Genomic DNA, 13,923 nt, shown 5'->3' with positions numbered 1-13,923 from the left:
TTCTCATATTTTGCCCGGATAAACATTTTATGATTTTTGATAAGTACGTGACCGCCCTGCTCTGGCTGTTGTTTTTGTATTGGTTTTGCCAACTTGGATTTTATAATTAACAGCTGCCGCGTCAAAAAACTGTCGCAGATAAGGTTGGAAATTACTGTCCTCCACCTGTTTCGTACGCACTCTTACAAAATGTTCCAGCTTATCCATATATTCCTGCTCTGTGATACTTCCCTCCGCCACATAATTGAGACCTTTTTCCCAGCTTGCTGTAAGTTCCGGGTTCAGAAGCTGTCTGATAGAACAATTTACCACATCAAAAATCATCTCACCCAGAAGTGTCGGTGTGATCATCTGCGTTTTCTTATTCAGTGCCAGATATTTGATATTGAACAGTTTCTTCAGAATCTCAGCTCTGGTTGCACTGGTGCCGATTCCGCAGCTCTTGATCTGAGCACGAAGTTCCTCATCCTCGATCAGCTGTCCGGCATTCTCCATGGCAAGAATCATAGAACCGGAATTGTAACGCTTCGGCGGTGATGTTTCACCCTCTTTGATACTCAGGTCATCTACCGAGAGTATATCACCTTTCTTCAGGTTCTGCAATGCAGCCAGTAGTCTGGTGTCGCACGCCATATCCTCTGAAGAATTATCTGAGCCATTTTTTTCATTATCTGAATCCGCATCACTTCCGGCATTTCCAGCTGCGCTGGCTTGGTTTGCTCCATTTACTGCGTCTGCTGCCTTTCGTTTCGCAAAAGAATTTGAGGCAATCTTTAAATAACCTTCATCCAGCAGTACTTTAAATGAAGAAAAGAAGCTCTCTCCCTGTATCTTTGTCACAAGACTGACCTTCTGATATACTGCCGGCGGATAGAAAATACAAAGAAATCTCCTTACGATTGTCTCATATACACGCTGCGCAGTAAGAGAAACGCTTCTCAATGCATTTAGTCCCTGTCCAGTCGGAACGATGGCATAATGGTCTGTAATCTGTTTGTCATTGACATATCGGGTCTTTGCCAGATTCTTATAGTTTCCCTGCTCAATAATGTGCTGCGCGATTTCTGTTGTGTGTTCATAATTGCGCAATCCGGAAATATTTTTATAAATCTCTTTAGCCGCCGCTGTTGAGAGCACACGCGCATCGGTTCTCGGATATGTGACCAGTTTCTTCTCATACAGTTCCTGTACGATTTTCAGCGTTTCATCCGGACTGATTTTAAACAGCTTTGAGCATACATTCTGAAGTTCTGCCAGATTAAATAAAAGCGGGGGATTTTTATTTTCTTTCTTTCTTTCAACCTTGTCCACCACACATTGCAACGGCTGGTTGACAGACAACTCCTGTATCAGCTTCTCTGCGTATGCTTTCTCTTTAAATCCGTTTTCTTTATACAGATAAGGAGTCTGGAAATACCGGCTGCCCTTAACAGCCCTCCACTCCCCTTCAAAGTTTTCTCCCTCAAGCGCAATGCTGCTGAGCACCCGGTAAAACGGTGTTTTTACAAATACCCGAATCTCCCGTTCTCTTCGCACTACCATTCCAAGCACACAGGTCATCACACGCCCAACGGAAATGGCCTGATGTTTCGTATTTAAATAATTTGACACACTGTTTCCATATCGCAGTGTCAGCACGCGGGAAAAATTTATTCCCATCAGATAGTCTTCTTTCGCCCGAAGATAGGCTGAAGCGGAAAGATTGTCATAAGCAGACAGATCTTTTGCCTCTCTGATTCCTCGCATGATTTCTTCTTCTGTCTGAGAGTCGATCCAGACTCTCTTTTCTTTCTTTCCATGGACACCTGCCATCTGTGCGACCAGACGATAGATATATTCTCCTTCACGTCCGGAGTCGGTACACACGTAAATAGTATCCACATCTTCCCTGTTTAACAGTCCTTTTACAATCTCAAACTGTTTCTGTACCCCAGGGATTATTTCATATTTAAATTCGCGCGGCAAAAAAGGCAGGGTATCTAAACTCCACCTTTTGTATTTGATATCATATTTTTCCGGGTAGCTCATGGTGACCAGGTGTCCGACACACCAAGTCACCACACTGTCTGAAGATTCCAGGTAGCCGTCCCGTCTTTGTCCGTTGATTTTCAAAGCTTTCGCGAATTCCTGTGCCACACTGGGCTTTTCGGCTATGTATAAAGCTTTTGACATATTATTTATCTGCACTCATCTTTCTAAGCGGCCATGCCAGTAATAAGGCACCACCCACCATATTTCCTAATGTTACAACTACCATGCTCTTAACCATGGCTCCGATGGATAATCCAGGTACCAGACAGTATGCGGTAACAAAGATTCCCATATTTGCGATGCAGTGCTCAAATCCACTTACAACGAATCCTGAGATACACATGGTAATCATCAGAAATCTTCCTGCATCACTTTTCAGTTTCATACCACAGAGTACACCAAGACAGACGAAGAAGTTGCAAAGCACTGCTCTGAAAAACATCTGTCCAAGCGAGATACTCAGCTTGTTTCCGATAAATCCCGCAAAATAATCTGCAGTTCCGGATGCTCCTGCCCATGCAAAAAGCACTGCCATAATAAAACATCCTACAAAGTTTCCGAGGTAGCTTACACCCCATACCTTGCCAGCTTCTTTCCAGCTTACCTGTTTATCAAAGGCTCCGAATGCCATTACCATATTATTACCGGTAAAAAGTTCACCGCCTACGAAGCTGATCAAAAGTACTGCAATCGAGAATACCAAAGCTCCCAGAAATTTTCCCCATTCCGGCGTGGTCTTGGAGAAAACATTTCCAACTACATTACTGTAGATCATGGCCATATCAATAAAGAATCCCGCCATGACCGCGCGTACAAAGTACTTGAAGAAGTTGGTGTTTACCAGATTGCTCTTGGCCTTCGCCGCATTTGACACTTTTTGTACATCTTCATAATTCATAATTACACCTCCGCAAATGTATTTATTTTCATACATTATAGCATTTTCATATCTATTGTACAACCGAAATCGTCATACAATTCCAGAATTTTATGCACGGATTTGTAATTATCTGTAAAACTTACAAATGCAAGCGACTACTATCAGTTTAAATTAAACTCTGCAAGCAATTTCTTCTTATACTCTTTATCTGATGTACAGCGTACGATTTCCTGCACCCTGCCTGCATTTGCCAGCGCAACTATCAATGCATCATTGATACTTTCATTTTCTTCAGTACCCTTTTTTACTCCATCATTATAAATATCATCTAACGCTTTACACATATCCACTTCTCCACCTCTCTCTGTTTCCTGTATATAATTATGTAATCGATTTATGCACAGATACTGTGCAGATTTGCCACCTGATTTATACAAGCTACAATTAGAATATGGCTATTTATAAATAAGTTAAGTGAATAAAAATATATTTTTAGATATTTCTCTGTTAAATGATTAATTTTAGTATAACATATTTTTTTAAGAACTCAATGTACTTATCCAATAATATATCAGCAAAAACCATTTATGATAGATTAACTCTTTCCAAATAAAATTCAACCGTCAGAACCAGCCACACCTAGTCTTTCTTCGGCAAGAGTGCGCAATCCCATATGGCTTTTTATACCCAGTGATGAACAATATATATCCTTAACACATCATGGATTGCCAATTATTATTCTACGCAACCTCTTTGTATCGTGTATAAACATACTCGTAAATCTTCTGACGATATGTTGAAATACTCATTTCATCATAACATTCCGGCAATTCTGCCCAAAGAGTATCTCGAATCAAGTTATCTACAGCTGCTTTCGTTTCCTGTTTATCTGTCCAATGATCCAACTCTGAAATTTTTACTTTGATTTTCTGAAGCAATGCGGCCGCAATCTCTTTCAGTTTTTTAATATCGTTCTTGCTCAAATCTTCTCGGAACAGCATATCGTAGAGCGAAAGTTCCTCATCATTGTTAAAGCCTTCCCGAGCATAACGCTGTTCTTCCTGATTCATACTACTTGCCAGATTCATCAAATCCATGAAGGTCTTTTCGATTGTTGCTCTGTCCTGTTCACTATTGTACTCATTGATAATCTGTTGGTATCTTTCATAATAATTAATGCGATCCGGATTGGTAAACAGCATCTTATCCAATTTTTTCTGAATAAGCTCGTCCAAATCTTTTAATACCAGATTCTTTTTCTTAACTTTTGCAAACTCTCTGCGAAGCAAATCAAAATCGATAGCACTGATATCAAAACGACGTGGTTCTTCATGCACCATCATCGGAGTATGTTGAATTTCAACATATGAACTTATAATTGCATTAATTTCCACCATCAAATCTGTTGTATTGATATGTTTACGCTTTTTTTGCAGTTCTGAATAAATAGCTGATATTGCCTCGTATTCCTTGCGGGTATTATCCGTAATGTCATCACGATCAATATATTTCATAAGCCGGTTCAGTTCTGAAGCATAGGTAGTAAAAGTTTTCTTATCTTCAATTATTCCGCAAACAGCATTCGCAGCTTCTTGCAGATACGACAATTTCATGAAATCATAGGCATCAATCAACTTCTGCAACTCAAAATCATGTTCTAATAAAAACGCTTTTGTCTTGGCAATGGTTTCAATAATACGGGTTATCAGTTTCTCTTTATCTACTGTAGGATCTGTTCCTCTATTTCCACCGACATTAGCCGTATAATCTGCTAATGCTTTTCTGAGTGCTTTTACAATACCTATATAATCAATAATCAGACCGTTGCTCTTGCCTTCACTGACGCGATTTGCACGAGCAATTGTCTGCATCAATGTATGCGCCTTCAATGGTTTATCCAAATACAGACATGACAGGCATTTTACATCAAATCCAGTAAGCCACATTGCACAAACAAAAACTACTCGAAGTGGATTCTCTGAATCTTTAAATTCCTTATCCAATTCACGTTTTTCCATCTTTGCACGATGATATTTAATATCTAAATCCCACTTTTTAAAAGTTTGAATTTCATTCTGTTCCTGGCTAATAACTACAGCCATTTCGGTTTCCTGCATCCACTTCAGCTTACGTTCAAGTCCCTGTGCTTCCTGTTGAGTGGCCGTTTTTATTTTTGCTTTCAACTCCTTGATTTTCTCTTTCCAGTGTTCCTGTACATAATTATACATACGAACACAGGTAACCTTATTCAGGCAAACAAACATAGCCTTTCCGCTTGTCCATAAATCCGAATAATGATTTACAAAATCATAAGCAATAGATCTTAATCTCGGCTCTGCTGTTAACAAATGAATCTCTTTTGAAAATTCTGTTTCCAATTTATCCTGTTGATCTACATTGAGATCAGCACTTTCAATAGCGTTTAAAATCTGTTCTGTAATCTCCGGATTATGTAAGTCTACAATTTTTTCGCCACGATTTTCATAATACAGCGGAACCGTAGCACCATCTTCTACTGCTCTTTTAAAATCATAAACAGACACATAACCACCAAATGTACGAGCAGTAATATTGTCACTGGACAACAATGGTGTTCCGGTAAATCCAATACGTGCCGCGGTAGGCAATAATTTCATCATATTATCTGCAAAGATACCATACTGACTACGGTGCGCTTCGTCAGACATAATAATAATATCATGATCAGGATATATCGGTTCTGCATTTGGTTCATTAAATTTCTGGATAAGCGTAAAGATAAAACTCGGATTGCCCTTCAGTTTCTGCACAAGATCATCCCCACTTGTAGCAATAAACTGTGTTGCTTTTGTTTTACCAAGCAAACCACAATTTTCAAACGTATCACTTATCTGGGTGTTCAATTCTTCACGATCAGTAAGAATAACAAATGTCGGAGAACCTGCAAATTTTCTACGCACTTTCTGTGCAAAAAGCACCATAGAATAGCTCTTTCCTGATCCTTGCGTATGCCAAAATACTCCCAATTTGCCATCATTTAGTTTTCTTGCGGCGTACGCCTTCATTGCCTCATTTACACCAAGGTATTGATGATTACGAGCAAGAATTTTAGCTGTATGTCCATTGGAATGGTCATATAGAATGAAGTTTTCAAACAAATCAAGAAAGTTTTCTTTCTTACAAATACCACGAAGCATCGTCTCAAGTGCTACATTTCCCTGATCTTCCTCTGCAAGACGCTTCCACTCGTGAAAAAACTCATATTTACTGCCAAGGGTACCGACCTTTGCTTCCATACCGTTAGATAACATAAGAAACGCATTATAATAAAATAGATGAGGAATAGTATCCTGATAATCTGTATAGTTATCATCATATGCATTCTGAATATCAACAGTATTCTTTTTCAATTCCACAAAAAGCAATGGAATGCCATTTACAAACCCTACAATATCTGTTCTGCGACGATATAAGTCACCGTAGATTTTTAATTCTTTAATAGCAAGAAAATAGTTATTATCTGGATTTTGAAAGTCAATTACAGCTGCTTTCTTTGTTTCTGTCTGTCCATTGGGCTTCTTTACTGTAACAGGAATACCATCACGAATAAGGAAATATTTTTCTTCATTCACCTGTAAAAGAGAAGATGTAGAAAGTCTGCTTTCTAATACTTTCTGTGCTTCAGTAATTTGACTTTCGTTTATCCATGGATTCAATTTTTTTAGTGCTTCACAAAAATAACGAAGCAGCAGTATTTCTTTATAGCTTTCTCTACCGAAAGTGCCGTCTCTCCCTAAAACTTCTGTATTGTAAGCAAACTGAACATCCCAGCCCAATTCGTCACGGAGCAGATTACCGGCACTTTCCTGAACAAGTATATTTTCGGAATAATCGTAGCTCATATTTATTTCTCCTTTGATTCCTACAATTTTTCTAATTTCACATTCGAAAAATCAAATCGTGTCTCCAAATAATTTATTATCTTATCAGATAAGCTATGTAAATCTGACAAATAATCTTGATAACTCATCCCATCAAAACAATTCTCGATAATTCCATAGAAAGGCTTATCAATATTTTTTAAGGTTATAACCTCTGCATTTTCAAGATTATAATGCATCATACAATTTCGTAATTGTGTTTTAAAAATTTTGTTTCCATCCTTAGAAATATCAGAAATATCTTTCATTTCAACGACTATATCCTTGTTGCTTTCACAATGGTTTTTTAAGCGTTCTAATGCACGTAATGTGTAATACGTCACAATATATTCAACTCTAAAGACCCACGTGTTACCATCTGTAAATAACGGTTTCAATATATGCTTCACAAAATTCATATTGCATAATAAATGCAAATAAAATAGATTAATTTCTTTTGATAATTCTTTTGAGAACAAATCGTTTTTTTTATTTGTATTTATATCACAATAATAATTAATAGCTACAGACGTATATTTTCTTTCTATAATTGGATGATAATTAAAAGAATTGGCAAACCCATCTCTAATTGATGAAACAAATGATCCTATCTGATAACCCATTTGATAGTTTTTTTCCTTAAGTTTAGGATCAAACATACTCTCTACAGCTAAAAAGTCTGCTAACTGTTGTGTATTACCAATCACTTTCTTATCATCTGTCCAATATGTTCCTAAATTCAAATGAATATTTATTTTTTTTAGAAATTCAAATTTAAGCTGTTCTTTAAAATCCCTATTTTGGGTATCATCAACAAATGCTACCCTTTTTTGGGTTTTTCCAAAACTACATGCATATCCTTTGATATGATTGCGAATATCTCTTAAATCTTTAGCTATTAATTCAGGCAAGGAATTCTTACCTATAAATTCCTGACACGACTGAACAAACAATGCATAATAAGGAATTATCTCCATTGAAAAAATAGGATTTCTTTCAGTCTGTATCAGAGAATATATCGTTTCTGCATCCTCTTGCATAACGAGAATAGATATTAATCGTTCAACTTCTGCCAACTCACTCATGTTACCTCCTAACGGCTATACCTGAACAATTTATACATAAATCTTTCAAGAAATCAACTGTCCGGCATTGTCTCTAACTATTCAATACACCCAATCAATATAGTGATATTCTTTTAACATCTCCTCAATATACCCTCTCCGCTTCTACCTTATTAACATATTCTACATTTCTGCCATTTTATCTGAAAGAATCTTTGAATTGGAAAAATATTATCCTTCACTCTATCCCTCATTTACTTTCAAGAAAAACTACACCTCAATTTCTCCGCTCATCAGTTTTGGCAACAAACGGTCACGAGCTTCTGCCGCTTTATTTTCCATATTACGTAATTGTTGTATTTGAAGCAACATTGGTGACACATACCAATCAAATTCCTTTGCAATTTCCCTTGAAGGCACCAAAATATTTTCCGCTTTCAAGTACTTGAAATGTCGAGCATAATGATAATTTGAAAGATCAACAGCAACAAGACTAGAGTACAGTAGTGACTGCGGCATATTTTCGTTGTTACTTATAATTAGTTGAGTACCATCAGCCCCTTTTGCAAAAGGAAATTGAATATATTTCAAAATACGAGTATGGTCGCCAAATACAATTACCGGACAGCCCATATCAACCACAGCTTCTTGATCATTTGTATATCCAGCAATAAAATCACGGCTTTGATCAATAATTGGAAAAGTGCCTTCCGGCAGGTACTCAGCTGTTTTTATTTGTTTTGTACGTGTAACTTTCTTTATCAAGTTACCAATATGTTCTTTCTTCCACCCCTCCGGCACACCATCAACAACCTCCACATCTTCATATCCCGGAAAACGTAAATCCACAAACCATTCTTTATAAAGACGCTGTGCCGCTTCTTCAAGAAGTTTGATTTGTTTTTGATTGTTTTCAATGAGGCTATCGTAAGCAAATAAAATATCAGCTATACGCACTTGTGTCTCATGATCTGGAACACTTGTCTCATAAGAGGCAAGACGACCTTGACTAAGATTTTGAATATTTGCACCTATTGCAGTTCCTGACATAGATTTTCTAAATGATTTGCCTTTGAAATGATATGTCCAAAAAACAGGATGATGCTTTGTTATATCTTTAATTCTAGCTCTAATACAAAATCCAGAGTATGTAATTTTATCTTTCGGTGAATCCACTAGCATACATCTTCCAACAAGTTCTTTATTACCATTTGAACGAACAAAAACAATATCACCTGCGGAAAGATAATCATTCTCTCTTACCACCTCCTCTTTTACTTCTTCAAGAGTATCATAATCTGGTGAAAATCTGTTTCCAAAATTTGATACACCTATAAGTTTAACACCTTTACCATAAGCCTCTTTTCCAAAATTAATCCCATTACTAAAGTCTGCGATATCACCTAATTTTACATTTTCCCAACTCATAATCCCATCTTCTCCAAACTTTTAGAGATCGTATCCGTCAAATCATTTGATTCTGCCTGTAGAGATAAAAGTTCACAATGAATTTCAATCATACGTTCTTTAAAATCTACGCCATCATCTTCTACTGGTGCAACACCAACATAAGCTCCCGGTGTCAATGACCAGCCTTTTTCTTCAATACTGATTCCGTCTTTATCTTCGTCTTTTGCTTCTTCTGTTTTGTAAGCTACTTTACAAAGTCCGAGGATATCTTTATATTCACCGTCACCAAATTTTTCATACAACCAGTTGGCTTCCTTTGCAATAGTAATTTTTTCATTTCTATCAGCAATCATTTCATCGTATTCAGCATGAATTCGCTTTTTATCATTGCGTCCTGCATGTTGTATTTTATTTTTTGCACGCATCTGTAAATCTTTTAATTCTTCCTTCAATAACCCAAGATATTCTTCAAATGAATTTTCATTGCCTAATATACTTCTGTACTCATCCAGAAGTTCAGTATATTTTTCTGTCTCACCACGATACAACCATACAATAGCATTTAAATTTTTCAGTTGCCATTCTGACCATTCATTTAATGTACGATCAACTACCGTATAATAATTTCTCGCATCTATAAACAATACTTTATCTTTAATTTCATCGTTCTTATTTTTATCCAAAAACCATAGAGAACAAGGCAAGGATTTTGTGTAGAAAAAATTGTTTCCCACACTAATCATTACATCTACAGCACCAGTTCTAACAAGGCTTTCTCTAATATTTCTATCTTTACCTTGACTGTCCGTTGCAGACGAAGCCATAACAAAACCGGCACGACCTTTTTCGTTCAAATAGCTGTAAAAATAAGAAATCCATAAATAATTTGCATTACCAACTTCTTTATTTTTATTAACACTTGGCATGCCAAATGGAAGACGTTTCGCGCTTTCACAAGACTCTGCTTTAACTTTATCTACATTGAAAGGTGGATTTGCCATTACATAGTCACAACAGCCATCAAGATTGTGTGCATCATGATAAAAACTATTAGCTTCATCACCAGATTTAATAACACCAGTAAGGCCATGAACAGCCATATTCATCAAACAGAGCTGGGCATTATATTCTACCTTTTCCTGTCCATAGAATGTCATTGCACTATTTGCACTCATACCGGATTGATTTATAAAATCACCGGATTGAACGAACATACCCCCTGAGCCACATGCAGGATCAAGCAAAATACCACTCTTTGGTTCAATAATATTCACAATTATTTTCACCAATGATTTGGGTGTAAAAAATACTCCATCATCTGATGCAATATTTTTAGCAAATTTATTAAGGAAGTATTCATAGATACGTCCAATAATATCGCCACCAACTTCATCAAGTGCACTGTTATTGAAAATACGAAGAAGTTCAGACAAAAGCTCATCAGAAAAATCAGTATAACCTTTGGGTAATACACCTGTAAGCTGTTCGCTTTGTTCTTCTATCAGTGCCATTGCGTTATTTACTACTTCACCAAGACTGGACATTGATTGCCCATCTTTATTTACCAAATCTGCTGATTTAATATCGTCAGGAAGATTAAGCAGATAATCATACTGTGCTTCTTTCGGAAGAAACAGCGCACTTTTAGCTACAAAATCACTTGCTTCTACCGGCATTACTCTTCCACCGCGAGACGGACGATTTTTGAGAATTTCCGCTTTTACCATTTTAAATCTGCTATATGCATAACGCAGAAAAATCAAACCAAGTACTGGCATACAATACTGATTGGAAGTTAGCTTTGACCCCGCACGAAGCAAGTCTGCTGATTCCCATAATTCTGCCTCTAATTTACGAATATTAATCATTATTTTTCCTCATCTTCATTATTTTGTTATTCACATTACCTCAAATAGCAATTCAAAGTATAATTCCTCAAAGCCTTTTTTAATATCGAATTGATATTTAAAAACATCCTTTTGGCACTTAATAAATCTACTTTCTTAATATTCAATCCTAAAATAATCCAAATACGCCTTATATCGATCCTGCGCAGTCAGGCAGGTATCCATCAGATAGCCTTTTTCATTATTCCATTCTTTCAAACCGCGATAATAAAACATTTTCAGATTATCTTCAATGATGAATGGAACTATATTGTATTTCAGACATTCCTTAAACATAATCAGTCGACCTACTCGACCATTGCCGTCTTGGAATGGATGAATTCGCTCAAACTTTACATGGAAGTCTAAAATATCTTCAAATGTTTTTTCTTCCTTAGCGTTATATTCTGTCAGCAGTTTTTTTATTCTATAGGCAACTTCTTCCGGCAGTGTAGTATCCATACCGCCGACTTCATTTGGTAATTTCTTATAATCGCCAACAGCAAACCAATCCTTTCTGGAGTCACTGGTACCATTTTTCAGGATCAGATGCAGTTCCTTGATAAATTTTTCTGTCAGTACCATTTTGGCATGATCAATAACCATATCAATACATCGGAAATGATTTGCTGTTTCAATCACATCATCTACATTAAGCACTTCATTTTCTACACCAATGGTGTTTGTCTCAAATATATATCGGGTCTGATCGTGAGTCAGTCTACTACCTTCCATATGGTTTGAATTATATGTTAAGTCAATTTGTGTCTTATGATAAATACCCCCGGCATACTTGCTTGCTTTTTCATCCTGTAAAATATCCAACAAAGTAATCGTTTGACTTTTTTTCTTATTAGAACGTTCCGGTTTTTCTGCATTCCCAGGAATATTCCATGTCTTCCCAGCAAGAAATGCTCCTGGGACTCGTCCCTGAGAACAATAATTTCTTACACTACGTTCAGATACATTCCATTTTTTTGCCGTCTCAGCAACTGAAAGATATTGCATCTGCTCCCCTCCTGCCAAATTTTAAAACTATATTAACTACAATTAGTATACCATATTATCGGCAACAAATCTACATGTTCGTTTGTTATACCTATTTTTTTGCCGATGCAAAAATATTAATTCTTTTCTAAAAAAGACCGAATGCAGTTCCTTGCGAAACTACATCCAGTCCCATTTATTTCTTATTCGAAAATCACCGCTTTATCCTGCGGTTCTGTTACATATCCAATGATACCTCCAAAAATATCCATTCCTGACAGTTCTTTCGCCAGAGCATCTGCCTCTTCCGGTGGTACTGCCAGGAGAAGTCCGCCGGATGTCTGAGGATCAAATACCAGATCTTCCATCCAGAGTTCTTTGATCTCACTTCTTACTTCACTGCCTGCGAAGTCACGGTTTCTGTATGCCCCTTCAGGAATCAGGCCCATCTGTGCATATTCCTCAACGCCTTTTATAATCGGAAGGTTTTCTGTCTGGATCACCAATGTCTTATGGCTTCCTTTTGCCATCTCCAGGCTGTGTCCGGCAAGGCTGAATCCGGTTACGTCTGTGCAGCTGTGAATCGTATATTTTAATGCAATTTCTGCTGCGTATTTGTTCAGCTTCGCCATAACTTTCTGTACTCTTTCAATTTCTTCCCGGGAGGCCATCTCTGCTTTGATGGCAGTATTGAGGATTCCACATCCTAATGGCTTGGTAAGAATCAGAATGTCTCCTGCCTCGGCGCCATAGTTTTTCCACATTTTATCTGGGTGTACAAAACCGGTGACACAGAGTCCATATTTCGGTTCTTTATCATTGATCGTATGTCCGCCAGCAAGAACTGCACCGGCTTCCATAACCTTGTCTGCACCGCCGCGCAGGATTTCTTCAAGAACTTCCGGTCCAAGGCAGTTTGGAAATGCTACTACATTCAATGCCAGTTTTGGAACACCACCCATTGCATAGACATCGCTCAACGCATTGGCTGCTGCAATCTGTCCATACATATATGGATCATCTACCACCGGCGGAAAGAAATCTACCGTATGAATCATTGCCAGCTCATCATTTATTTTGTATACCGCCGCATCGTCTGATGTTTCCGGTCCTACTAATAACATCGGATCTGTAAATTTCGGCAGTTTCCCAACTACCTCTGCCAGTACTTTCGGTCCAATCTTCGCACCGCAGCCCGCTGCACTGGCAAGCTGTGTCAAACGTACATTATCTGTTTCTTTTTTCATAAACTTCGCCCCCAATATATTAATCTTCCAAGCAAACATCCATCATCCGCCTTTAATTAAATCAAGCAGTCTCCCTGCTAGTTGGTTCTCAAAATAATCTTGTTGGTACACCAGATTTCAAAGAGCACTAAGCAGTGGATGAAAACTTGCCTGTCTGTTTACCTGATTGTACCATGCATTTATAAGCCCGTCAAAGTTCAGAGCCGATGTTACTTATTGGATAAATCAATAAATATAAGGATTTTATATAAGGATTCGATAAATCTTCTCATACTCTAAATCCTGTTCTTTCATATAAGAATCTGTTTCTTCTTCTCCTTGTTCTATACATTTCCACGCAAGTCCGCAGGAAGCAGAAATTTCCCTGGGTACAGGAATCAGCCTTCCTTCAAATCCAGCCTTTTTACATTCACGTTCCATTGCGATTGCCTGTGTGGTTGTTCCAAAAGTTACTACTGTCGTCAGAACTTTTTCTCTCACCTTTCATTATCTCCCCTATCTGTGAAATAATCCAGAAAA

10 protein-coding genes are annotated in these 13,923 nt (G+C 37.4%); all 10 read right to left on the bottom strand.

The genetic code is table 11. The features are described from left to right. Nucleotides 1-27 precede the first annotated feature (27 nt). The 10 genes from WKT11_RS06410 to WKT11_RS06365 all read right to left on the bottom strand — a co-directional run bounded on the left by WKT11_RS06410 (nt 28) and on the right by WKT11_RS06365 (nt 13,884). On the bottom strand, nt 28-2,172 hold the full coding sequence (locus tag WKT11_RS06410; RefSeq protein ID WP_117676230.1) for a DNA topoisomerase: 2,145 nt from the start codon (nt 2,170-2,172) through the stop codon (nt 28-30). A 1-nt stretch (nt 2,173) separates the two neighbouring features. Further along, on the bottom strand, nt 2,174-2,929 hold the full coding sequence (locus WKT11_RS06405; RefSeq protein WP_117844977.1) for a formate/nitrite transporter family protein: 756 nt from the start codon (nt 2,927-2,929) through the stop codon (nt 2,174-2,176). Nucleotides 2,930-3,072: 143 nt separating this feature from the next. Beyond that, nucleotides 3,073-3,255, bottom strand: a complete 183-nt coding sequence (locus WKT11_RS06400; RefSeq protein ID WP_117676232.1) for a hypothetical protein — start codon at nt 3,253-3,255, stop codon at nt 3,073-3,075. Between the two features lie 396 nt (nt 3,256-3,651). Beyond that, complete coding sequence (locus tag WKT11_RS06395; protein ID WP_117676233.1) at nt 3,652-6,792, bottom strand: type I restriction endonuclease subunit R; 3,141 nt, start codon at nt 6,790-6,792, stop codon at nt 3,652-3,654. A gap of 20 nt (nt 6,793-6,812) precedes the next feature. After that, nucleotides 6,813-7,895 (bottom strand): hypothetical protein, encoded by a 1,083-nt coding sequence (locus tag WKT11_RS06390; protein WP_117676234.1) that lies wholly within the window; start codon nt 7,893-7,895, stop codon nt 6,813-6,815. 249 nt (nt 7,896-8,144) lie between these two features. Continuing rightward, a complete protein-coding gene (locus WKT11_RS06385) occupies nt 8,145-9,302 on the bottom strand; it encodes a restriction endonuclease subunit S (RefSeq protein ID WP_117676235.1) in 1,158 nt (385 codons plus the stop codon). Further along, on the bottom strand, nt 9,299-11,152 hold the full coding sequence (locus tag WKT11_RS06380) for a class I SAM-dependent DNA methyltransferase (RefSeq protein ID WP_117676236.1): 1,854 nt from the start codon (nt 11,150-11,152) through the stop codon (nt 9,299-9,301). The genes WKT11_RS06385 and WKT11_RS06380 overlap by 4 nt, the downstream gene beginning before the upstream one ends. Nucleotides 11,153-11,287: 135 nt before the next feature. Beyond that, entirely contained in the window at nt 11,288-12,178 is an 891-nt protein-coding gene (locus WKT11_RS06375; RefSeq protein WP_117676237.1) for a Fic family protein, read from the bottom strand. Nucleotides 12,179-12,360: 182 nt separating this feature from the next. Then, complete coding sequence (selD, locus tag WKT11_RS06370; protein ID WP_117676238.1) at nt 12,361-13,404, bottom strand: selenide, water dikinase SelD; 1,044 nt, start codon at nt 13,402-13,404, stop codon at nt 12,361-12,363. Between the two features lie 243 nt (nt 13,405-13,647). After that, nucleotides 13,648-13,884 carry a DUF3343 domain-containing protein gene (locus WKT11_RS06365; RefSeq protein ID WP_117676239.1) on the bottom strand — a complete coding sequence of 79 codons (237 nt, stop codon included), beginning with the start codon at nt 13,882-13,884 and terminating at the stop codon, nt 13,648-13,650. Between the last annotated feature and the right edge of the window lie 39 nt (nt 13,885-13,923).

Origin of the sequence: Blautia sp. HCN-1074, from assembly GCF_037890165.1 — a bacterium.
Taxonomy (GTDB): domain Bacteria; phylum Bacillota; class Clostridia; order Lachnospirales; family Lachnospiraceae; genus Blautia_A.
This window is presented reverse-complemented; position numbering and strand designations above follow the sequence as displayed.

Excerpts from the sequence above, each read along its gene's own strand:
- selD (WP_117676238.1), bottom strand. The coding sequence starts at position 13,404 with ATGAAAAAAGAAACAGATAATGTACGTTTGACACAGCTTGCCAGTGCA.
- WKT11_RS06405 (WP_117844977.1), bottom strand. The coding sequence starts at position 2,929 with ATGAATTATGAAGATGTACAAAAAGTGTCAAATGCGGCGAAGGCCAAG.
- WKT11_RS06390 (WP_117676234.1), bottom strand. The coding sequence starts at position 7,895 with ATGAGTGAGTTGGCAGAAGTTGAACGATTAATATCTATTCTCGTTATG.
- WKT11_RS06380 (WP_117676236.1), bottom strand. The coding sequence starts at position 11,152 with ATGATTAATATTCGTAAATTAGAGGCAGAATTATGGGAATCAGCAGAC.
- WKT11_RS06410 (WP_117676230.1), bottom strand. The coding sequence starts at position 2,172 with ATGTCAAAAGCTTTATACATAGCCGAAAAGCCCAGTGTGGCACAGGAA.
- WKT11_RS06385 (WP_117676235.1), bottom strand. The coding sequence starts at position 9,302 with ATGAGTTGGGAAAATGTAAAATTAGGTGATATCGCAGACTTTAGTAAT.
- WKT11_RS06375 (WP_117676237.1), bottom strand. The coding sequence starts at position 12,178 with ATGCAATATCTTTCAGTTGCTGAGACGGCAAAAAAATGGAATGTATCT.
- WKT11_RS06400 (WP_117676232.1), bottom strand. The coding sequence starts at position 3,255 with ATGTGTAAAGCGTTAGATGATATTTATAATGATGGAGTAAAAAAGGGT.
- WKT11_RS06395 (WP_117676233.1), bottom strand. The coding sequence starts at position 6,792 with ATGAGCTACGATTATTCCGAAAATATACTTGTTCAGGAAAGTGCCGGT.